The organism is Pseudoalteromonas sp. M58, from assembly GCF_042604605.1.
Taxonomy (GTDB): Bacteria; Pseudomonadota; Gammaproteobacteria; order Enterobacterales; family Alteromonadaceae; genus Pseudoalteromonas; species Pseudoalteromonas tetraodonis.
In genome coordinates, this window is the sequence record NZ_CP152390.1 from 2441103 (window position 1) to 2462081 (window position 20979).

At 38.0% G+C, this 20979-nt stretch carries 20 protein-coding genes and 1 tRNA gene; 9 read left to right on the plus strand and 12 right to left on the minus strand.

Going from position 1 to position 20979, the window contains the following annotated elements:
• Positions 1 to 13 precede the first annotated feature (13 nt).
• The 4 genes from flgC to AAGD16_RS11340 form a co-directional block, all read right to left on the minus strand.
• Complete coding sequence (flgC, locus tag AAGD16_RS11325) at positions 14 to 445, minus strand: flagellar basal body rod protein FlgC (protein WP_013465593.1); 432 nt, start codon at positions 443 to 445, stop codon at positions 14 to 16.
• A gap of 2 nt (positions 446 to 447) precedes the next feature.
• A complete protein-coding gene (flgB, locus tag AAGD16_RS11330) occupies positions 448 to 858 on the minus strand; it encodes a flagellar basal body rod protein FlgB (RefSeq protein ID WP_013465594.1) in 411 nt (136 codons plus the stop codon).
• 129 nt (positions 859 to 987) lie between these two features.
• Positions 988 to 1818, minus strand: coding sequence for a protein-glutamate O-methyltransferase CheR (locus AAGD16_RS11335; RefSeq protein ID WP_013465595.1), 831 nt, complete (start codon positions 1816 to 1818; stop codon positions 988 to 990).
• Between the two features lie 20 nt (positions 1819 to 1838).
• Positions 1839 to 2771 carry a chemotaxis protein gene (locus AAGD16_RS11340; RefSeq protein WP_013465596.1) on the minus strand — a complete coding sequence of 311 codons (933 nt, stop codon included), beginning with the start codon at positions 2769 to 2771 and terminating at the stop codon, positions 1839 to 1841.
• Between the two features lie 138 nt (positions 2772 to 2909).
• On the opposite strand from AAGD16_RS11340, the gene flgA reads away from it, so the two are divergent.
• The 3 genes from flgA to flgN all read left to right on the plus strand — a co-directional run bounded on the left by flgA (position 2910) and on the right by flgN (position 4437).
• Positions 2910 to 3617: a flagellar basal body P-ring formation chaperone FlgA gene (gene flgA / locus AAGD16_RS11345; protein ID WP_016899218.1), complete on the plus strand. Its 708-nt coding sequence runs from the start codon at positions 2910 to 2912 to the stop codon at positions 3615 to 3617.
• A gap of 75 nt (positions 3618 to 3692) precedes the next feature.
• The gene (flgM, locus tag AAGD16_RS11350; protein ID WP_013465598.1) at positions 3693 to 4013 is read left to right on the plus strand and encodes a flagellar biosynthesis anti-sigma factor FlgM; all 321 of its coding nucleotides are present in this window, start codon (positions 3693 to 3695) and stop codon (positions 4011 to 4013) included.
• Positions 4006 to 4437, plus strand: a complete 432-nt coding sequence (gene flgN / locus AAGD16_RS11355) for a flagellar export chaperone FlgN (RefSeq protein ID WP_128583555.1) — start codon at positions 4006 to 4008, stop codon at positions 4435 to 4437. The genes flgM and flgN overlap by 8 nt, the downstream gene beginning before the upstream one ends.
• A gap of 69 nt (positions 4438 to 4506) precedes the next feature.
• On the opposite strand, the gene AAGD16_RS11360 is transcribed toward flgN, so the two are convergent.
• Positions 4507 to 4965, minus strand: coding sequence for an LPP20 family lipoprotein (locus AAGD16_RS11360; RefSeq protein ID WP_010387855.1), 459 nt, complete (start codon positions 4963 to 4965; stop codon positions 4507 to 4509).
• A 139-nt stretch (positions 4966 to 5104) separates the two neighbouring features.
• Between AAGD16_RS11360 and AAGD16_RS11365 the strand changes: the two genes are divergently transcribed.
• Positions 5105 to 6292 (plus strand): flagellar assembly protein T N-terminal domain-containing protein, encoded by a 1188-nt coding sequence (locus AAGD16_RS11365; protein ID WP_013465600.1) that lies wholly within the window; start codon positions 5105 to 5107, stop codon positions 6290 to 6292.
• A gap of 14 nt (positions 6293 to 6306) precedes the next feature.
• Here the strand turns inward: AAGD16_RS11365 and AAGD16_RS11370 are convergent, their stop codons facing one another.
• Positions 6307 to 7206, minus strand: coding sequence for a LysR substrate-binding domain-containing protein (locus AAGD16_RS11370; protein ID WP_377111810.1), 900 nt, complete (start codon positions 7204 to 7206; stop codon positions 6307 to 6309).
• Positions 7207 to 7320: 114 nt separating this feature from the next.
• On the opposite strand from AAGD16_RS11370, the gene AAGD16_RS11375 reads away from it, so the two are divergent.
• From AAGD16_RS11375 to AAGD16_RS11395, 5 genes are all read left to right on the plus strand, one after another.
• Positions 7321 to 8049: a glutathione peroxidase gene (locus AAGD16_RS11375; RefSeq protein WP_008466566.1), complete on the plus strand. Its 729-nt coding sequence runs from the start codon at positions 7321 to 7323 to the stop codon at positions 8047 to 8049.
• Positions 8050 to 8103: 54 nt separating this feature from the next.
• On the plus strand, positions 8104 to 9552 hold the full coding sequence (locus AAGD16_RS11380; RefSeq protein WP_036953615.1) for a dihydrolipoyl dehydrogenase: 1449 nt from the start codon (positions 8104 to 8106) through the stop codon (positions 9550 to 9552).
• Between the two features lie 133 nt (positions 9553 to 9685).
• Positions 9686 to 10618, plus strand: a complete 933-nt coding sequence (locus AAGD16_RS11385) for an exopolyphosphatase (protein ID WP_377111815.1) — start codon at positions 9686 to 9688, stop codon at positions 10616 to 10618.
• Between the two features lie 659 nt (positions 10619 to 11277).
• Entirely contained in the window at positions 11278 to 14205 is a 2928-nt protein-coding gene (locus AAGD16_RS11390; protein ID WP_377111818.1) for an AAA family ATPase, read from the plus strand.
• Positions 14206 to 14970 carry a hypothetical protein gene (locus AAGD16_RS11395; protein WP_377111821.1) on the plus strand — a complete coding sequence of 255 codons (765 nt, stop codon included), beginning with the start codon at positions 14206 to 14208 and terminating at the stop codon, positions 14968 to 14970.
• A gap of 123 nt (positions 14971 to 15093) precedes the next feature.
• Here the strand turns inward: AAGD16_RS11395 and AAGD16_RS11400 are convergent.
• The 6 genes from AAGD16_RS11400 to AAGD16_RS11425 all read right to left on the minus strand — a co-directional run bounded on the left by AAGD16_RS11400 (position 15094) and on the right by AAGD16_RS11425 (position 20970).
• A tRNA-Arg gene (locus AAGD16_RS11400) sits at positions 15094 to 15168 on the minus strand.
• Positions 15169 to 15291: 123 nt separating this feature from the next.
• A complete protein-coding gene (locus AAGD16_RS11405) occupies positions 15292 to 15969 on the minus strand; it encodes a FlgO family outer membrane protein (RefSeq protein WP_013465605.1) in 678 nt (225 codons plus the stop codon).
• A gap of 8 nt (positions 15970 to 15977) precedes the next feature.
• Complete coding sequence (locus tag AAGD16_RS11410) at positions 15978 to 16655, minus strand: FlgO family outer membrane protein (RefSeq protein WP_013465606.1); 678 nt, start codon at positions 16653 to 16655, stop codon at positions 15978 to 15980.
• A 12-nt stretch (positions 16656 to 16667) separates the two neighbouring features.
• Complete coding sequence (locus AAGD16_RS11415; protein ID WP_013465607.1) at positions 16668 to 17261, minus strand: FlgO family outer membrane protein; 594 nt, start codon at positions 17259 to 17261, stop codon at positions 16668 to 16670.
• Between the two features lie 67 nt (positions 17262 to 17328).
• Positions 17329 to 17991, minus strand: a complete 663-nt coding sequence (locus AAGD16_RS11420; RefSeq protein ID WP_013465608.1) for an SPOR domain-containing protein — start codon at positions 17989 to 17991, stop codon at positions 17329 to 17331.
• Positions 17992 to 18009: 18 nt separating this feature from the next.
• Positions 18010 to 20970, minus strand: coding sequence for a hypothetical protein (locus tag AAGD16_RS11425; protein ID WP_377111827.1), 2961 nt, complete (start codon positions 20968 to 20970; stop codon positions 18010 to 18012).
• Positions 20971 to 20979: the final 9 nt, after the last annotated feature.

Below are 20979 nucleotides of genomic sequence, written 5' to 3' on the forward strand. Positions count from 1 at the left end.
GAGCTACCCTCAGTTACCGCTGACCTAACAGCAGTGTTTTACTTAACATTTGCTTAGCTGCATCAGCAACTTGAACATTTGTCTGATAAGAGCGAGAAGCAGAAATCATATTTGCCATCTCCTCAACAACATTCACGTTGGGTTTGTAAATATATCCATTTTCATCCGCACTCGGGTGATTTGGGTTATATTCGATTTGTAGTGGTTTATTACTTTCAACCACTCCTAACACTTTTACACCAACGGCAGAGCCCTGTGGGTTGCTTGCTGACGCTGACGCTTTTGTTAGCTCCGCAGCAAATACAGGTTGTCGCGCTCGGTACGTCTCATTTTGTGAAGAGCTAATTGTATTGGCATTAGAGATATTACTTGCCGTGGTATTTAATCGCACGTTTTGCGCGCTCATACCAGAACCAGCAATATCAAACACATTATATAAACTCATAATTAGGCTCCTTGACTACCGAGGGCTTTTTTCAGGCCTTTAAATTTACCATTAAGAAACTGGACACTGGCCTGATACTCCATAGCATTCTGTGTATACAAGTTCCGTTCCACTTGTATATCAACAGAGTTGCCATCACCTGTATCTGTTTGATTTGGCGTACGAAATAGTTCATTACTACCTACACTACGGGTACCACCGGCAATGTGTTTTTCATTGGTTCTTACCATGGTATTGCCGCTTAGTTGGTTGGACTTTGCCGTTTTTAATGCTGAGGCAAAGTCGATATCTTTTGCTTTATAGCCGGGCGTATCAGCATTTGCGATATTAGTAGCGAGCATTTCTGCTCTTTGCGAACGGATCAACATCGCATGCGGATGCACGCCTAATGCTTTATCAAAACTGATAGCCATAACTACCTCCAAAAAATTGACTCAGTACCGATAAAGCAATAAATGAGCCAGCAGTGAAAATAGTGATGATAAAAACAAAAAACGACGCAATAGGCGTCGTTTAGAGGAGGGATAATATATTAATGAAGGTCATTTCTTTTGATAAATGATACCAGGGTTACAACGCACCATATCAAAGTCAGTACTTAAACCAGACATAGACTCCGACGCACCTAAAAATAAATACCCCTTAGGGTTAAGTGCTTGAGAGAATTGTGCAATTATTTTGGCTTTCACCTCAGGTGAAAAGTAAATTAAAACATTACGGCAAAATATAATATCGAACTTACCCATTAAAGCGTACGAATCGAGCAAATTTAAATGCCTAAAGCTCACTTGCTTTTTCAATGAATCAACCACTTGTGCCATACCATTGCCGCTGTCTTTAAAAAACTTTTTACGACGTTCAGCAGAGAGTCCGCGAGCCAATGCCAATGCATCATATTCAGCATGTTTACACATATCAAGCATGGTATTTGATATATCTGTACCAATTATTTGTGCACCCATTTTTAAAACACCAGGGCTGCTGGATTGAAACTCAGCAACCGACATCGCTATTGAGTAGGGTTCTTGTCCTGATGAGCTCGCCGCAGACCATATTTTTAATGGCCTGTTTAACGTTTTAAACTCAGGGAATAATCTGGTTTTAAGTAACTCAAACGGATACTGATCTCTAAACCACAATGTCTCATTGGTTGTCATGGCATCAACAACGGCTGCGCGCAACTGGCGCTCATGCACACCGAGAGTTTTACTTACCAATTCAGACAACGATTCAACATTAAATCGAGACATTAATGGTGCCAAACGGCTCTTTACTAAATACTGCTTATTTTCACCTAAAACAATACCGCACTGTTGTTCTAAAAATAAGCGAAATTGATCGTATTCGTTTTGCTGCAAATCTTTATTAGTCAAATCAATAACACCTATGTTTATTAATCACGATGAACCCATTTATTAACGGCTGTTGCAAGCTCGTCTGGGTTAAATTTTGCAATAAAATCATCTGCTCCTACTTTTTCAATCATCGCTTGATTGAAAACACCACTCAATGATGTGTGTAAAATCACATGTAGTGGCGCAAGTTTAGGATTAGCTTTGATTTCTGCAGTCAGCGTGTAACCATCCATTTCTGGCATTTCTACATCAGAAATGAGTAGCCCTACTCGCTCTGTAATATCATTTACGCAATCGAGCTCTGCAATTTCTTTTAATCTTATTAAAGCTTCTTTACCATTTTTAGCCAACTCAGTTGTTACACCTAATGGTTCCAATGCTCGTTTTACTTGATTTCGCGCAACAGCCGAATCATCAGCAATAAATACTATTCTCTCGCCTAAATCTTTTTGTATATTACCTTGCGAGGCAACATCATCGCTCACGGTAGTATTAACTGGGCAGATTTCGTTTAAGATTTTTTCTACGTCGAGTATCTCAACGAGCTCATTTTCAATTTCAGTGACGGCTGTTAAATAAGAATAACGACCCGCTCCTGACGGCGGTGGCATTATTTTTTCCCAGTTCATGTTAACTATACGTTCAACACCACCCACTAAGAATCCTTGCACTGTACGGTTATACTCAGCAATTATTATAAAGCCATCTTCTATGCTTTTTATTGGGCGCCCACCTACAGCCATAGATAAGTCAATTACCGAAATAGTTTGCCCACGAATATGTGCTACGCCACGGATATAAGTGTTAGATTTCGGCATGCTAGTCAATGGAGGGCATTGAAGAACTTCTCTTACCTTGAACACATTAATACCAAAGCGCTGACGCCCATTAAGCTTAAATAACAATAATTCCAAGCGGTTTTGCCCAACCAACTGTGTACGTTGGTTTACTGAGTCTAAAATACCTGCCATTTAAATCTCCTAAGAAAACAAATATAAGGAACGATAATTGCTTTCAATTAATAAAGCGTCATAACACAACGGGGGCGTCTAAATTCTGACGCAAAATATTTATACCCTGTTTGCAACCATAAGCATAGTCGAAACATTATGAGTTTGTTAAAAAAAACCAGAAGATACAGTGTTTTTTATTTTCTTGCTAGCCTCTGCTTCGCTTTGCCACTAAAGGCACAAGTATTTAGTAAAGAGTTATTGCAAGAAATGGCTGTATCTTATGTTGCTCAAAAAGCAGTGACTACAAATGATAACAAAATACAGTTTAGCGCATTACCGCTAGATAGCCGCATTCCCGATCGCCAATGTAATTCTGAGCCTGAGCTAATAACGCCAAGTGAGCCTCCCTTTAATCGCCAAGTCACTATTCAAATAAAATGTAACGATAGTGACAACTGGGCACAGTACGTTCATGTCAGAATCACTGAATCAGCACCTGTTGTAGTTGCAACTACCAATTTAGCACGAGGTGAAGTGATTACTCCATCCCATTTAAGTATTGATATGCGCCCTGCACACTTTATCAGAGCGCAGTACCTTGAAGATCCAACGGCTCTTATTGGTAGTCGTAGCAAACGCAACATCCGTGAAGGAATGCCCGTTTTACTAAATCAAATATGTATGGTGTGCAAAGGTGATTCTGTTACAATTTATGCTAATATCAAAGGGTTAAGAGTAAAAACGACGGGTATTGCATTAGAGGATGGCACCTTGGGCGAGCAAGTAAGAGTAGAAAACAAAAAGACAGGTAAAGTTTTAAATGCGCGTGTAGATGGTGTAGAGTCTGTGCAAGTAAATATTTAATATAAATTTATGCTAAAGTATCTTTAATAAATGCCGATATAAAGGCATCAGTTGGGCAATATACGGATTTTTATTATGGTCGGTCAAGTAAATAAATCAAATCAACAACCGAGTGTTTTAACAAACACTCAACAGCAAAAAGTTGATTTAAAAAGAGATAATGCAAATACACAGGCGGCACAAACGCCTTCACCTAAAGCTGCCAGCGATTCGGTGAGCTTAACACCGCAAGCTAAGCAATTAAAATCGTTACAAGAGAAAGCGCAGCAGTCTTCTGGTTTTGATAGCAACAAAGTTGCTGAGCTTAAAAAAGCGATTACTGAAGGTAATTATCAAATCGACAGTGAGAAGCTTGCCAAAAATCTAGCAGACTTTGAGTTTAACGTTTATGGCTGATCACAATAGTTTAATTACAATTAAACTAAATGAGCAAATTACTTGCTTAACAAAACTGAGCGAGTTACTCACTCAGGAGCTTACTGCGATTGCATCTCGAAGAGGTGAAGGTTTAAAAGAAATTGCCCAACAAAAAATGTCTTTTTTAACCAGTGTAAGCACCCTTGATAAAGAACTTAGCAAACTTATTGCCAGTAATGATCAGCAAACAGATGAAAACGCTGACTTAATAAAGCTAACTCGAGAAAAGCTTGAGCAGTGTCAAAAACAAAATGAAGTTAACGCTCATGCAGCGCATCAAGCGCAGTTAAGTGTAAAGCAATTAAAGGGTATTTTAATTGGCGCACCTTCGTCTATGACCTACGATCAAGCCGGTAGCGTAGTTAATACTGACAACAGTATTGTGCGTAACCTAAAAGCCTAAAGAATACTCATAAAAAAACGCCTAAACGATTATTCGTTTAGGCGTTTTTTATGAGTAATAACTTGTCGCTTAGTAATAAGTGACTTTTTTCACTTCCCGTGGTTTTATCTCACCGATGTACAAGTCGTGTACGCGCTTCATATTAAGCTCAAGCTCAGTAATATACATATCATTAACGGCATAAGTTTTTATAATTTGCGCGCCTTTTATAATACCTTGCACTTTACTCTGTAAATAATCATCTTGGGCAACAGAGCCTGCGACGGTTGTGCCTGCGGTAATTTTTTGCCCGTACACTTGTTCCGTTAGTTCGCGGTATGCTTCTAGCTTAGAGGCTTTAATTGCCATAAGCTGTTTTTGAGTGTCATTACTTCCCGACTGCAAACTAATGGGCGCGTACCCTATTGCTTTTAATACAGGGTAATTATTTGGCTCAACATATTTATATTCAACGTGCTTATCAAATATATTGCTACAACCGCTTAACGTTAAGCAGCCTAATGTGATCATTAATGGCATTACTCGCATCATACAGGCCCTTTAAAAACTAATTAAACTCAGTTATGCACGTTTAATGCCAGTGATACATATATTCTGTAACAACAAATAATAGTGGTACATTACTTGCTGAGACTCATTAACGCTAACGTTTAATTGGAGTAAGAGTATGAAGTCGTTTTTAAAAGCAGTATTGGCAGGATTAAGCACCACTGCTGTATTAACGTTTTCACCTTTTACCCACGCTCAGTGGTATGAGTCTACAGGCCATGCGGTTATTCAAAATAGCGACATTCCCGGTGCAAAGGCCGCTGCAATAAAAGATGCGATTACCCAAGCCCTTGTATTCTCTGGTGCGCGGGTGAGCTCGGTGCAAACGCTTGTTGATGGTGTTTTAACCCAAGATCAGCTAAAAATAAGTAGCCAAGGCGAAATTCAAAAAATAGAGCTTGTCAGTGAAAACCGCAGTAGTGATGAGTTTGCAATTACCTTACGCTTAGATATCTTTGCGCAAACAGAGCAATGTCCACAAAGTAACTTTAATAAGTTTATAGCCGTCACGCAAAGCCAATTAACAAATCGTGAACAAGCGAGAATGGGTCAAATATTTGACATTAACAAAGCAGTCAGTAAAAACATTTATACCTCGTTGCAAAAATCAAAAATGAGTGCAATACCCGTTGCCTATTTCAACAAAGCTATAAAGGTTGATACCTACTTTAATCAGCAGCATGACTATTCAAACAGTCAGTTAGAAGAAATTTCATCACGCAGCAACGCGCAATATGTGCTGTTAAGTCAAATAACCAGTTTATCTACCAGCGATAAACTCAATAGCGATTATGCGTTTTGGCAAGATGAAAGCTATCAGCGCCACTACCAAATAGAGTTTAGCTTATTTAATGGCACCACTTATGAGCCTTTATGGCAAAATAGCTATCAAAGCCAAGCAATTTGGCCATTTGAAAAAACAGCCATTATTGATGTAAATAGTAATCGGTTTTGGCAATCACCTTTTGGCCAAAGCATTAGTGATATAAACCAAACCTTAAGTTACGACCTACAAGCTGCCATGGCCTGTCTACCTACTCAAGGTAAAATAATGCATATGGAAAACAATAAATTAGTGATTAATTTAGGTAAGGCTCATGGCTTAGAAAAAGGCCAACAACTGAGTATTGCCCATCATAATTATTTAACCGACGCACAAGGCAACACTATGCCGCATACCATCACTACACTTAACCGTATACGAATTGAGCAGCTTTATCAGCACAGCGCTATTGCCGTTAGTATTAATGATCAGCCTTTGCCAGGCGTACAAATTAATGACATTGTAGAGATTGCCGAGCAATAGCCGCATGTAAAATGCTAAAGCGCCTCGCTTAGTTTAGTCTTTAAATTAGAGTGGGCGCTTAACCACTGAGCCAATTGCTCAACCCCAGATAAGTGCGGGTAATGCTTTCTGCATGCAAACACAATATTACGTTGTTGATTAGGAAAAATAGGCAAATAATGAATACCCACTCGTGGTATTGCTGCAAGTTTTGGCACAAATGTAATTCCATCATCCATCGCCACCAGCGCTAATAAAGTCTCAAGGCTATTTCCTTGATACTGGCTGGAAACATCGACTCCTGCCGAAAAACAAAACTGCTGGGCTTGATCTTTAAAGCAATGGCCATCACTTAACATTAATAGGTTGCAACCTTGCAGGTCTTGCAGTGCCACTTTTTTATGCTTACACAATGCGTTATCGCTTGATACGGCAACTAAAAAGTCTTCTTTATATAAATCAATGGTATGGTAACTTTTAAGTTCAGGTACATCCGCTAAAATTGCAAAGTCGACTTCACCACTTTCTAGCGCAGCTAAAATAGTGGTTGTTTGCATTTCAATAAACGAAAACTGGCTATTTATAAACGCTGCTTTCATTGATGTTAGTAGCGTAGGTAATAAATAAGGCGCAATCGTTGGAATAATACCAATGGTAAGCTTGCCCTGCAGTGGTTCATTAGATGTTGCTGCCAGCTCTTTTAATATTTGTGTTTGCTCTAAAACGACAGCTATTTGTGTCAATAAACGTTCACCTTTGGCAGTTAAGGTAACGTGCTTGGTAGAGCGATCAAAAATAATAACACCCAATTCTTGCTCAAGCTTTTTAATTTGCCCGCTTAAGGTAGGCTGGCTTACAAAACAGGCATCGGCCGCTTTACGAAAATGCTTATAGTGGGCAACCGCTTTGACATACTCTAAATCTTTTAAGTTCATATTCACACTCAACCTGATAGTTTACATCTATCAGTTTAATACAAACAAACGATTGGAACTATATTTAAATACTCGCCATAATGGCTATCAACAAATCAAGAGGAACTAAAAAACATGTTAAACAATATTGAAGGTCAAACAATCCCAAACGTAACATTCGCGACGCGTCAAAACGACGAATGGAAATCAGTGACTACAGACGACATTTTTAAAGGTAAAACGGTTGTTGTATTTTCACTACCAGGTGCATTTACACCTACGTGTTCATCAACGCACTTACCACGCTATAACGAACTAGCTGGCGTACTTAAGCAAAATGGCGTTGATGACATTGTTTGTGTATCAGTAAACGATACGTTTGTAATGAACGCATGGGCTGAACATCAAGAAGCGCAAAACATTACCTTACTACCAGATGGTAACGGTGAATTTACCGACGGCATGGGCATGTTAGTTGATAAAAACGATTTAGGTTTTGGCAAACGCAGCTGGAGATACTCTATGCTGGTTAAAGATGGCGTAGTAGAGAAAATGTTTATTGAGCCAGATTTACCAGGCGACCCATTTGAAGTATCAGACGCTGACACTATGCTTGATTACATCAACCCAACTCAAGTAAAACCAGAAGCAGTTACTCTATTTACTAAGCCTGGCTGTCCTTTCTGTAAAAAAGCAAAAGAGCTACTTACAGCTAAAGGCTTTGCATTTGAAGAAATCGTAATGGGCGCTGGCGCATCACTTACCAGCCTTAAAGCGGTATCGGGCCGTGAAACCGTGCCACAAGTATTTATTGGCGGTAAGCACATTGGTGGCTCAGACGACCTAGAAAAATACTTTGCTTAATTAAGTAAATAAAACAGGGGCTGCAACGCCCCTGTTTACTAAAGGAAAAACACTATGAAAGAATTGCAAACCGACGTTGTTGTTATAGGTGCAGGTACCGCTGGTTTAAGTGCCTATCGTAATGCTAAACAATTTACTCAAAACGTACTTATGATTGAATCTGGCCCATACGGTACAACCTGCGCACGTGTTGGTTGCATGCCAAGTAAATTATTGATTGCCGCAGCAGAAGCCGCCCATTCAATAGTAATGGCCCCTGCCTTTGGTGTTCACAGCTCAAAACCGGTTATTGACGGTAAAGCCGTTATGGCACGAGTAAAAAGTGAACGCGATCGCTTTGCAGGATTCGTAGTAGAAGCGGTAGATGAAATACCTAGCGAAGATAAAATTCGTGGCTATGCACAATTTTTAGACGCCAACCGCGTACAAATAGACGACCACACCATTATTACTGCCAAACGCTTTGTAATTGCAACGGGTTCACGCCCTTCTTACCCAGGCGTATTTAATAACTTTGGCGACCGACTGATTATAAATGACGATGTATTCGACTGGGATGATTTACCAGAATCAGTGGCCGTATTTGGCCCTGGCGTTATAGGCCTTGAAATTGGCCAAGCGTTACACAGATTGGGTGTAAAGGTAAAACTATTTGGCGTAGGTGGTGCCATAGGCCCATTAACCGATCCCGTGGTTAAAGATTACGCTAACACTGTATTTGCAGAAGAGTTTTATGTTGATACCGACTCAAACGTATCAGACATGAAAAAAGTAGGTAATAAAGCAGAGCTAACCTATACCGACAAGCAAGGTGTTAAACATACTGAGCAGTTTGACTATGTACTGGCTGCAACTGGGCGAGTACCAAACACCGATAAGCTAGGGTTAGAAAACACCGGCATAGAGCTTGATGAACGTGGCGTACCAACGGCCGATGCCCATACTATGCAATGTGGCGACTCACACATATTTATAGCTGGTGATGCCAGTAACATGCTGCCGCTGCTTCACGAAGCATCCGATCAAGGGACAATTGCCGGACAAAACGCAGGCCGTTATCCAAGTGTGCGCGCAGGCTTACGCCGCGCTAAAATAGCTGCCGTTTTCAGCGACCCACAAATTGCCATGGTTGGTGAAAGCTTTAAAGAAATTAGCCAACGTTTAGGAAGTTGTGATTGCTTTGAGATAGGCGAAGTTAGCTTTGAAAACCAAGGCCGTAGCCGCGTTATGCTAAAAAACAAAGGGCACATGCGCGTATATGCCGAGCACGGTACCGGCTTATTTTTAGGTGCTGAATTTATTGGCCCACAAGCAGAGCACATAGCACACTTACTTGCATGGGCTGTACAAAACAAAATGACTGTACCGCAAATGCTAGATATGCCTTTTTATCACCCTGTTATTGAAGAAGGTCTACGCACTGCACTGCGTGATTTAAACGCTAAATTAAAATTTGGCCCAGACATTCTTAACCATTGTATGGAATGTGGCCCAGGCGCATAACACATCACTAATACACACTTGCTACTCAAAGCCAAAACCATTGTTTTGGCTTTTTTTATGTTAAAAACTGGTATATAAAATGGAGTTTAAACTGCTACACTCAGATTAATAAACAAACAAAAATGGACCGAAAATGAGCAATAATAAATATAGACTTGTCACTCGAAGCGATTTTGACGGCCTAGTGTGTGCCGTATTACTTAAAGATTTAGACTTAATCGACGATATTTTATTTGTGCATCCAAAAGACATGCAAGACGGTAAAATAGCCATTACCAGCAACGACATTACCACTAACCTCCCCTATGTTGCCGGTTGTCATATTGCATTTGATCATCACTTGAGTGAAACCGTTCGTAACGCAAGCGATATAAAAAACCACATTATTGACCCAGATGCGCCCTCTGCAGCACGCGTTGTATACGACTATTATGGCGGTGCAGAGAAATTCCCTAATATTTCAACTGACATGATGGAAGCGGTCGATAAAGGGGATTCTGCACAATTTTCAAAAGACGAAATTTTAAACCCAACAGACTGGGTACTGATGAACTTTATTATGGATGCGCGCACAGGACTTGGCCGTTTTCGTGAATTCAAAATTTCTAATTACCAGTTAATGATGAAGTTAATTGACGCCTGTAAAGATCACAGCATAGAACAAATACTAGCTATGGAAGATGTTGCCGAGCGTGTTGCGTTATACCACGAGCACAACGCACAAGCTAAAGAGCAAATAGACCGCTGTTCATCAATACACGACAACTTAGTGGTACTCAATTTAACCGAAGAAGAAACCATATTCGCCACTAATCGCTTTGTTATTTATGCCATGTTCCCCGAGTGTAATATTTCAATTCATAAAATGTGGGGGCTTAAAAAGCAAAATGTGGTGTACGCCATTGGTAAATCAATCACCAATCGCAGCTCAAATACTAATGTTGGCGAGTTATGCCTTAAATACGGCGGCGGCGGCCATTTAAATGCCGGCACTTGCCAAGTAGAAACAGGCAAAGCTGAGCAAGTATTGAGCGAGCTGATTGCTACGATTACCAGTGATGGTTAAGAACTAGCTAACTAGCTATCAGCTATCAGCTATCAGCTATCAGCTATCAGCTATCAGCTATCAGCTATCAGCTATCAGCTATCAGCTATCAGCTATCAGCTATCAGCTATCAAAATAATAAAGCGAGTAAATTTATGTTACTCGCTTTATTATTTGTAATTAGAAAAGATTTTATAAATGAGAAGAAACTGGCGAGTGCTTGCAAAGCTATTACAATGGTGAACTCATAGCTGGTAAAGCCATAATCACAAGGCACTACTCATGGAAAGTAGAAAAAGCATAACCTAGAGCTGAAGCGAGTTAGCTAAAGCTATCACTTTTAGATAAAATTGCAGTTAAGCACGACTTTTCAAATAGCTAAAGCTCTTAACTAAGCTTTAGCTCATATCAAAAACCAGATTAAGCAAAAATAGCCTTTATCTTACCATTGGCAAAATGGCAAAAAGGCTCTTACTTGGAGTTCTGTAAATAACTATACTGAGCTAAACAAAAAAGTACATATTTTCATTAACGAAGCTGAATTGTAAATATAGGAAATATTATCCAATGTTAGCCTTATGACAAAGAGCATATTTTTCAAACTAAGTGACATCTTAAAAAATTAATATTAAGATCAAATCAATAAAGTATTGAATCAGCACCACAGGAAGAGTGTAACCATGAGAAGCTTTAAACAACTACAAGATATTTTAGGCACACCACCAAATATAAAAAAAATCTACCTGATTGGTTGCACAGGAGCAGGAAAGACATCTTTAGTACAACATATAATTGACACAAAAAAATATGAATTCCCAGTTACATCTCATCGAAGAACTACTGTAGCACCAACTGAGTATGTTATTCAAAAAGACAGACCTTTCAAAGCAACTATAATTCTTAAGCAAAAGAAAGACGTTGAAATTGCAATTGAAGAGTTAATTCAAAGTGCAATTTTAAAAGCTAAGCAAGGTAACTGTGAAGTTGAAGATGTTATATATGAATTAGAGCAGTCTCCAGATGAGCGCTTTAAGCTCAACCAGATGGTTAAGAATAAAACATTCTCGACAATAGCTCATGAAGTCATTCATAGAATACTACCTGCTATAGAGGGTAAAAACTTAAATGATGAGACTTTATTATCTGAGAGTGAGATTAAGAAATCTATAAATAAAATAACTGAAGAAATATTAAATGAGATAGAAGAAAGCTTTAAACTAGCTTGTGGGAAGGATCACAAGTTATTCAGTGATGAGCCTATAATCATAGAAAATATAGAAAGCAAAGATGAATTTATCATAAAATGTAAGAAGCTCCTCAGCCATGATTTTGGCTCTATCTCTATCCTAGCTGAATACATTCGTATTGAAGGAGATTTATTAGCTAACTGGTTAAGCGAAGATTTTGAATTTGTACTTATTGACGGTGAGGGGATTGGACATTCGTTAGGTGAAAAAAGAGATACACTTTCAGCCAGACATTATGATTATTTTAACTACTGCAATAATGTTGTATTGGTTGACGATGCAAATGATCCATTTGCAGCTGGTGGTCATGGGGCAATTGAAGGTATTTTTTTAAATGGATACGAGAAAAAGCTTCGGTTAGTATTTTCTAAAGTAGATAAACTCGAACAGTCTGACCAAAATGCATACTTTAGGCGAAGTTTAAATAATCTACGTAATGCATTAAAAAAAGATCAAATTGAATTCACGGTTGAAAACAAAGATACCTACAAATTAAATGCTCTTAATGATAGAAATATTAATGATGACTCTAAGAAATCAATTCAAAACCTATTAAGAAGCATTAATAAATCAAGCGAGACTAACACCGTCCCTTTGGAGTATGATTTTGATTTGCTGCTTAAAGATTTTAGTAATAAAGATTTAGTAAAAAACATTCAAAGCCAAATAAACTGTGAACATTGGACCGTAATAAAGGCACTATCGAGGAGACTTTATAACTTCGAAGTCGAATATAAACACTTAAAGCCAGTGAGCTGGATATTAATGTCTATTATGCGAGAGATAAGTCATTTTTTGCAAAGAAATGATTTATCTTCTGAAGTATTAGATAGTCAAAATATAATTAAACAAAAATTCTCTCAAGAATTGATTAATTATATCTTTTTCAATCTTATCATTCACAAGGAACATTTATGGCAGCAAGCTTTTGAAAAAAGAGGCGTTGGCTCTAATAAGGAACGTCAAGATTTTATATCAGGGCAAATACTTAATGTATTTTTACCATCAGAAGAAAATGAAGAAGCTTTTAATTCATTCAAAGAAGATATTAAGAAGCTATTAATAACTGCAGGGGCTCTAGAACTTAAAACGGCAATAAAAACAGAAATCACACACCTGTCTATTAAAAAAATATTTGGTTATAAAAACCTAGAATGGACGTTGGGAGATGACACAAGTATATTGATTGGTAAAAATGGTTGCGGTAAGTCAACAGTTTTAAAGCTAATCTATGCTTGCCTTCAAAATGATAAAGAGGTGCTTGAAAGTTTTAACTCCCCATACATCGAATTAACGCTTCTCAAGACTTTTGATAACGGTGAAACCCAAGAATCAGTAATAAGTCATAGTAAATCACCTATAAATATAAATGTTAAAATGGTGAATACATTTGACAATAAAGATGAACAAAAATCAGGAGAAGTTCTTAGTTTAGATAAACAATTACAACAATTAATGGCAAAATTTGGAGAGTTCCAAAGAAACTTGGTTCAAGCTGTCAACAAAAGAGTTGGCGAAAAAATGAAGGTAAGGGATTCTATGATAAAGAACCTTGATTCTTCTACAAGTGAAGATTTTATAAACTTACAAAAAATCACATCTGAAATTAATAAAGTAACCGAAGAAATCAATGCTCCACTACTCAAGTTCACGACTATAATTGATAGCTTTTTTGATAAAACTGGAAAATCAATAGTATTTGATCATGAGTCTGCTCCCATAATGTTTGAAATTGAAAATAAAGAAGAAACATATAATATAAAAATAACTGACTTATCTTCTGGTGAAAAACAACTCTTAATAATATTTTTAACTGTTATTTTACAAAAAAACTCTCCGTTCATATTACTTATGGATGAACCAGAAACATCTTTGCATGTAGAATGGCAGGCAGTTTTTATTGATAAAATAAAAGAGTTAAACCCAAACATACAAATTATAATTGCTACACACAATCCGCTAATTTTATTAAATAGAGAACAAGATGAAATTGGTATAATAGAATTAAATAATGAAAAAGTTCAAAAGCGCTCTAGAGGCACTAAATACCTTGACATTTCATCTATACTACTTGATCACTTCCAGCTTTCATCATTAATTGGTAATAAAATGCAGAAAGACATTAAAAGGTTCACTGAATTAAAATTAAATGAAGATAACCTTACATATGATGAAAAAAATGAAATTAAAACTTTAAAATCAACATTAGAGGAAAGTTTAGCTGGCGATATTATATATAATAAAAAGTATTTTCAGTTTCTAAAATTCTTAAAAGTGGAAAAGAAAATTGAGTTAGATACTTATGAGAAAGCTACTGACGAAGAAATGGAAGAATTTCTAAGTGAATTTGGAGATATTTAAATGATAGATATGTCTAAATTATATGTTCATGAAGAATATCCAGATGCATTAGAAAAATTCAATAAAAGCTCAAAAATAAAAAAGTGGTCTGAATTTAAAGACATTCATTTAAAGTTAACAAATCATAAATGTCCTATATGTGAATGCTCACTAAAGGATGAGGAGTTATTAACTAGATTAAGTGGCAGTAGTAACAGCAGAATAACAGAAATAAAGGCTACAGTGGACCATTATAGACCTCAGAAGTATTATAGTTTTCTGATGCTCACTCCTGAGAATTATATTTTAATGTGTTCAGAATGTAATAATATCTATAAAGGATGTGAATTTCCTCTTTTTGGGGATACCAGCATTCGTGCAAAAAATAATGCAGAAATTATTAATGAACGCCCTTTAATAGTAAACCCGATTTTAGATAAGCTATTAGAGCTTTTTGTGGTAATTTTGAGGCAAATGGAGAGTGGAAGGAAAGTGCTAGAGCTTGCTCCTAAACATAAAGATGGTTATTTTTATGAGCAAGCAAAAACTACAATTGAATTATTCAAAATTGGGGAATGTGATATTAATGGGCATTCTAATGAAAATGTAAAAAACTTGCGCATTAACCTACTTCATAGTCATTTAATCAAATTTGAACCCTTTATTCTTGCTTATATAGATAAAGATATTACTAAGATGCGTGCTGAAATTAAGGAAAAAAAACTGACCAATTATGGCTTTTTCAAGTTTATAATAAATAATCAGTTTAAAAATCTATTACCGTAATTTAAGAACTATTGTAACTTAAGATTGCGTGAATATTGCTGCAGAATCTATCATAGCTAGCTACATATATGCTACACAGAAACTGCAAGATAAATAATGGCAGATGTAACTCATTGATTTTATTGGTAGCCCCTGCAGGAATCGAACCTGCAACTGCCCCTTAGGAGGGGGCCGTTATATCCATTTAACTAAGAGGCCACATCGAGCTTACAGCTTACAGCTTACAGCTTACAGCTTACAGCTTACAGCTTACAGCTTACAGCTTACAGCTTACAAAAATTATAACGGCATCTGGTTTTTTATATCAAGCATCAAATTAAGTTAATTGCTTGATAAATATATATCTTCTTTATTTAATACGTAAAGCGGTATAAATGTTCGGCTGCTGGCTGCTAAGCGTTTGCTTTGAATATCAATAACGCGTGCGTTTATTTCTACCCCGTCCTCTCTATAAATAAGGGTGCCTGACAATACATGGCTGGCTATACTGGTACCAGCAAGTTTGCGAGTGTTTCGTGTAAAGGCAAAGTCGCCTTGCTTATTTACGGTAATTAAATTGGCTGTTTTAAAATCAACGGCGCTATAACCAAACTTTTGTAGCTGATGTATAAAGGTTTCTGATAACTGATTACCTAACTGGCTTGCTGTAGTTAAACTTGCGTCTAAATCAACGAACGACGTAACTGCAATCGCTGCATCTTGCGGGGCAACTTGCATAGTGTCGGTTAAATCAAGTGCCATTTGCTCTACGTAGTTAACTAAGCTTTTGTGGTGCTTATTTGGGTTAAATTGCGTTGTATCAGCATATTGCTCTTGCTCGTCATTGCGCTGCATTTGCGCCATGATTTGGTTAAAATCAAGGTTACTTACCACCGTTTGTTCAGGCTCAGCCTTAGCGGGTTCGGCCATGCTAGATTCACCAAGTAAATTACAGCCTGAAAGTAATATTAATAATGCACTTATGCTAATTATAGCTGAGCGCTTAGCTAAGTTAGCCATGATAAACCTCACTTACTCGCTTGTTTTAGCATGATGCCATCAGCACTGTTACTGCTATTTAACGCGTCGATCACTGATTGCGGAATAAAGCCCTGTGCAGAGCCTACAACCGCTTTACTCGCTAAACCAACAATACGTGCGTTTACTAGTATGCCACCTTGGTGGTTTACTAGCGTGCCGGCTAATACGTAACTAAAATTTTGTTCTTGGTTAAGCTCTAAGTAGTCGCGACTAAAAACAAAATCGCCGCCAGGTGTTACACGCATATAATCGGTGGTTTTAAAATCGATTACCGGTACACCAAAATTATGCAGCTCATGCATAAAGCTCTCTGCTATTTGATTACCCACTAAGTCAGCATTGTTGTAGTCACGGTCTAAAAAAACAAAGCTTGATACCGCTAATGGCGTTTTAGTATTTACGTACTGTAAATTTTCAGCCATGTCTTGCATGATGCCACGCACATAATGATTAATATTTTTACGTGTTGGCGTGTTAACTTGTTTGTTTTTATTCATCACTGCTGTTTTATTTTGATACAGCGAGTCGCTTTGTGTAGGTGCGGCTACAGGGCGTTGCTCAAAAAACATAGGCGCATCGTCGGTAATTTGTGTGTCACTATGGTTTGTCATTTGTGAACAACCAAAGCCTAGTGGCAAACATAAAGTTAATAGTAGGCGTTTCATGTGTGCTCCTAATTAATATTCACTGCGGTAAATATAGTCACCGCGCTGCTGTATTTTTTCATTGCTCCACATCACATTGATGGGAATTTCAGTACTGCCGGCAGATACAACTTGGTTGGTTTGCATATTTACCATTCGTGCATTAACAATATAAGCATGCTCTTGGCGAGTTAAAGTACCGGTGATGACAAAGTCAATAATCTGACGCTGCTTTAAGTTGCCAGTATTGCGGCTAAGTACTGAGTCTGCACTCGCTGATAAGTTAAGTTGGTTTTCAAGCCGATATTCAACCGTGTTATAACCTAATTGGGTGAATTGGGTTATTAAGCTTTCCTGAATCTGCTGGCTAAGCCCTGCCCCCTGTCCTTGAGCAACGTGAGAATCTAGGGCATCTGCTAAATAAAAGCTACTGACCGCAATTGAAGCAGTGCTTTTAAAAGGCTCTTTAATATGGCTAAGCTGGGCACTTAAGCTACTTACGTACTGGTTCACCGTATAAGGTGCCATAACCGCTTTAGGCGCATCAGTGCTTATACTCGGCTTTGGCTGAGGTGTTAAACTACAGCCCGCTAAATTTAATAATAGTAAGGGTAACAAAAGGCGCATAGTTGCCATCCTCTAAAAACATAATAACAACAAAGCAATTATTATGCCGAATACCCTTGTCACATATTTATTTTAAAGGCTGCTGGGTGTAATGACTCACAATGCAGTTGATTTGGCGCTGTTTAAGTTTATCGCAATCAGCAGCCGCATTCGCTTGTTCCTGATAAGCCCCAAGCTTTAAACGGTAGTAGGTCATGCCACTCACGTTGATAGTTTCTACATTCGCCACAAACTCCCCCTCAAATAACGAAGATGCGCTGGCTTTTATTTGATTTAAACTTTGGCTAAGTCGGTCTTTGTCGGTAACGGCTGCAACTTGGAGGGCAAACAGCGCTTTAACGGCTTGTTTTTCATCAGCTGCTGCATTCGTTGCCACTTGAGCTTTTTGTGCTACTTTTGGTGATACCGTTTCAGCTGAAGCTTTAGCTGTTGGTACTACAGGCGTATTTGTTGATGCGGTGTCTTGATTTGCCACCGCATTTAATTGGCTTATTAATAGCTTTAAGTCTTGTTCAATCACTAGTAGACGCTCAACACCTGCTTTGGCTGCTTGCCACTGCTGAGACGATGCTTTTAGCTGCGCTAACTCCTCGTCAGAAAGGCTTGCACTGGCTTGTTTAGGCTTAGGCGATTCCACTGCTGTTTTGGGACTGCTGCATCCAGATATAAAAAGAGCACCAATACAGGCGATGAGTATTGAATAGCGTTTATATAAATTAGCATGTTGCATGGTTAAACCTTATTGTTATTAGTGGCTAATAAGTTGCGCTTGGACTTGGCAGTTCAAGCCCTTCACTTTTAATTCTGCGCATACTTGTTCAAGCTCTCCTTGGGCAGACTCGGCATAAGCGACGGCTAAAATATACCGTTTTTGTTTATCGTCTTTAATATAAAAAGCATCACGCTTTGATTGCTCATTTAGATGGCGCTTAATTAATTGATAATACGCTTTCATAATCGGCAATGATGAAAACCCACCCGCATTAGCAATATACGCTGGCGTTTGTGTTTTTTCTTTAAGCTCAAAGTCAACGCCCATTACCACTTCACCTTGTGCTGGTAATTTAACCACCACCTGTTGCGTATCTTTTAAGGATTTACGTTGCTTAAACTCATCATCTATAACCGCTTTATATTCGCCAGGGCGTAAATCGGTAAACAAATAATAGCCATCATAGGCAGCTTGCGTTTGCGCCACTTGCTTACCTTGTTTGTCGAGTAATTTTACGGTAGCAAAAGGCTGTACTTCACTGCTGCCTTGCTCATCTTGTTTGTAAACAGTTCCCTCCAATTCACTACTGTGATTAAGCGGTATTTCCATATATTCAACAAAACCGGCACGCGGTGTAATTGAAAAGCCATCGTTGGCGGCAACTAAAAAAGGCTCGCTAATACTAGCAGGATCAATCACTATGTCGGTTGTTCTATTCGCCGGCATACCTTTAAGTATCGCTAAGCCATTTTCGTTAGTTACAGCTCGGCGATAATTTTGAACTCCTTTTACCTTAACGCCTTCAATTCCCTTTTCCCCATCATCTTGAATATTGTTATTATTTGAATCAAGAAAAACTCGAACCATTAAAGTCCCTGAATTTACGAGGCTTCTTTTACTTAAAAAGTACTCGTCAGTGTTCGTATCAAAACCGATACTAAAGCGACTAAATAAACCTAGTCGCCAATTATCATCGTCATCGTAGCTCATTGTGCTATTTAAGCTAAAACTATCGCTTTGCCAATTTAGACCCAACTCCATAGAAACTAAATCGTTTATACGAGAGTTTCTTAGTGTGAATTCAGATTGCAAATTCTGAGATAAATTACGGCTTAATTCTGCTTGGTAACCCAGTATAGTCGAACCAGAGTCTGCGCTGTAGTCAACACTAAAACGAGTGTATGTTTTACCAAATCGATGTTGAAGACGCATACTGCCAAGTGTTGTTGCATCATCTAAAGAATCAAATTTTCGCCAAATTAAATTGTTACTAACAACGGTACCACCTAAATTATACGATAAGGTATTATCAACACTTAAATATGAGTCACTAAATTCTCTGTTGTTATAGGCGAGCGTATTTTGATAGCTCAAGCTTCCAAATGATTCATCAAATAACTTTCCTGCCGTGTATAGTTGATAACTTTCAGTTTTCGCTGTATCTGTATCACCAACTATTTTTTCATTGTTTTGAGACAGGCTTAAACGTACCGATTGACCAACTAATTCACCTCTAGCTGCGACCTCTAGCTTATCTTCATCGTTATTATTTTTTTCATAATCTAGATTAAGTAATACCTTATCAAATATACTCAGGTTTGAACCAAAGGCATAATTGTTAACATTATCACCCGAATTGCTATTTAATATTGATGTACCAGCATAAACCGATAAATAATCAGTTAATCCCGTTTCATAACGACCCGCTAGCTGCCAACCTTTGCCTTGTGTCGAATAAAGTGACTGATTGAATAACTGCTCACCTTGCTCAGTAATTGACAACTCATAAAATGATTCATCTGCTGACAAACTATTACCATCTATAAAATATTGCTCTGTTTTTCGCTCTACTTGTCCTTGTGGACCATAAAAAATCAGCTCAAAATTATTAGCGCCAAATAATAAATCAATGTCTTCAAATAGATAGCGCCCATCAGCTAAGCTAAACTGCTGCGCTAGCAGTACATCATTTCTATATAACTCAACATCCCACCCTGGTTGAATGGCACCCGTTAAGTTAATTTGATTACTATTAACCTGTTTAAAAAGTGGTTTGTTATCAACTTTTACTCCTCTGGCGTAACTACCATTAAATCGTTTACCGACTTGAGTTGCTAATACATCTCCAAGTTGAACCGTTGTCGCATTTAAAGGACCTAATAGGCGTGCATCTTTACTTTGACGGCTAAATGATAATCTTGAATCAGATAGTAAATCTTGTTTTCGTCCTGCAAAAAAATACTGAGTATTAAAATAGGCCAAGTCATTTGATCCTAATACAGAGTACCCTATCGCTGAATCCGTATTACTCTTAGTTGCACTAAGCTGCACATCAGCAAGAGGCGATGAAATTGCGCTGTATGGACTGCCCTTCCAAGGTAAGATTGCTTGACGTGACTCTCTATTAGTTACAGTTTCTCGCTGCTCTCTTTCGCGTTTTAATTCTATAGGCAATTTGGTAGGGGAGCTTACATTTAGCTCAAGTGCTGAATATTCAATATCAATATCTAACGAAAACCACTGCGCTAACAAGTTACTATCAACAAACATATCGCCGTTCTCAGCATAAGCTTGTTGGCTGTTAAATGAATATCTAACGCCGTTAATTTGTACTGTATTTGTATTTAGGTCTAGATAAAACTGATTATCTTCACGAATAAACCAGCCTTGAGCAATAAGGTCATCGCTATTTATATCGATAGCAAAATCCAGGCTTTCTGAAAAACTTAATAAATCTATTAATACACCGGTTTTACTTTTCACCCCGAGCATTTCACCCAGGTAATTTTTTTTCACGAACGATGAAAAAAATAATAACTCCCCTTCGGGGATGCCCTCACCTTGCTGCACATTAAGCTCAGGCTCTGTTCTTTCATTTACAGCTTGATCAGTGTTGTATTGCTGCCATTTTTTATCTATTTTTTTTATGCTAGCAAGAATGGCCTGAGTGTCAGGCTCTGCTGCTAATAAGGGGTCAATTGATAAAAAAATGATCAACAACCACTT

What these genes read in the sequence shown, in the direction of transcription:
- flgC (WP_013465593.1), bottom strand. Translation starts at nt 445, where the DNA reads ATGAGTTTATATAATGTGTTTGATATTGCTGGTTCTGGTATGAGCGCG.
- flgB (WP_013465594.1), bottom strand. Translation starts at nt 858, where the DNA reads ATGGCTATCAGTTTTGATAAAGCATTAGGCGTGCATCCGCATGCGATG.
- AAGD16_RS11340 (WP_013465596.1), bottom strand. Translation starts at nt 2,771, where the DNA reads ATGGCAGGTATTTTAGACTCAGTAAACCAACGTACACAGTTGGTTGGG.
- flgA (WP_016899218.1), top strand. Translation starts at nt 2,910, where the DNA reads ATGAGTTTGTTAAAAAAAACCAGAAGATACAGTGTTTTTTATTTTCTT.
- flgM (WP_013465598.1), top strand. Translation starts at nt 3,693, where the DNA reads ATGGTCGGTCAAGTAAATAAATCAAATCAACAACCGAGTGTTTTAACA.
- flgN (WP_128583555.1), top strand. Translation starts at nt 4,006, where the DNA reads ATGGCTGATCACAATAGTTTAATTACAATTAAACTAAATGAGCAAATT.
- AAGD16_RS11360 (WP_010387855.1), bottom strand. Translation starts at nt 4,965, where the DNA reads ATGCGAGTAATGCCATTAATGATCACATTAGGCTGCTTAACGTTAAGC.
- AAGD16_RS11365 (WP_013465600.1), top strand. Translation starts at nt 5,105, where the DNA reads ATGAAGTCGTTTTTAAAAGCAGTATTGGCAGGATTAAGCACCACTGCT.
- AAGD16_RS11370 (WP_377111810.1), bottom strand. Translation starts at nt 7,206, where the DNA reads ATGAACTTAAAAGATTTAGAGTATGTCAAAGCGGTTGCCCACTATAAG.
- AAGD16_RS11375 (WP_008466566.1), top strand. Translation starts at nt 7,321, where the DNA reads ATGTTAAACAATATTGAAGGTCAAACAATCCCAAACGTAACATTCGCG.
- AAGD16_RS11380 (WP_036953615.1), top strand. Translation starts at nt 8,104, where the DNA reads ATGAAAGAATTGCAAACCGACGTTGTTGTTATAGGTGCAGGTACCGCT.
- AAGD16_RS11385 (WP_377111815.1), top strand. Translation starts at nt 9,686, where the DNA reads ATGAGCAATAATAAATATAGACTTGTCACTCGAAGCGATTTTGACGGC.
- AAGD16_RS11390 (WP_377111818.1), top strand. Translation starts at nt 11,278, where the DNA reads ATGAGAAGCTTTAAACAACTACAAGATATTTTAGGCACACCACCAAAT.
- AAGD16_RS11395 (WP_377111821.1), top strand. Translation starts at nt 14,206, where the DNA reads ATGATAGATATGTCTAAATTATATGTTCATGAAGAATATCCAGATGCA.
- AAGD16_RS11405 (WP_013465605.1), bottom strand. Translation starts at nt 15,969, where the DNA reads ATGGCTAACTTAGCTAAGCGCTCAGCTATAATTAGCATAAGTGCATTA.
- AAGD16_RS11410 (WP_013465606.1), bottom strand. Translation starts at nt 16,655, where the DNA reads ATGAAACGCCTACTATTAACTTTATGTTTGCCACTAGGCTTTGGTTGT.
- AAGD16_RS11415 (WP_013465607.1), bottom strand. Translation starts at nt 17,261, where the DNA reads ATGCGCCTTTTGTTACCCTTACTATTATTAAATTTAGCGGGCTGTAGT.
- AAGD16_RS11420 (WP_013465608.1), bottom strand. Translation starts at nt 17,991, where the DNA reads ATGCAACATGCTAATTTATATAAACGCTATTCAATACTCATCGCCTGT.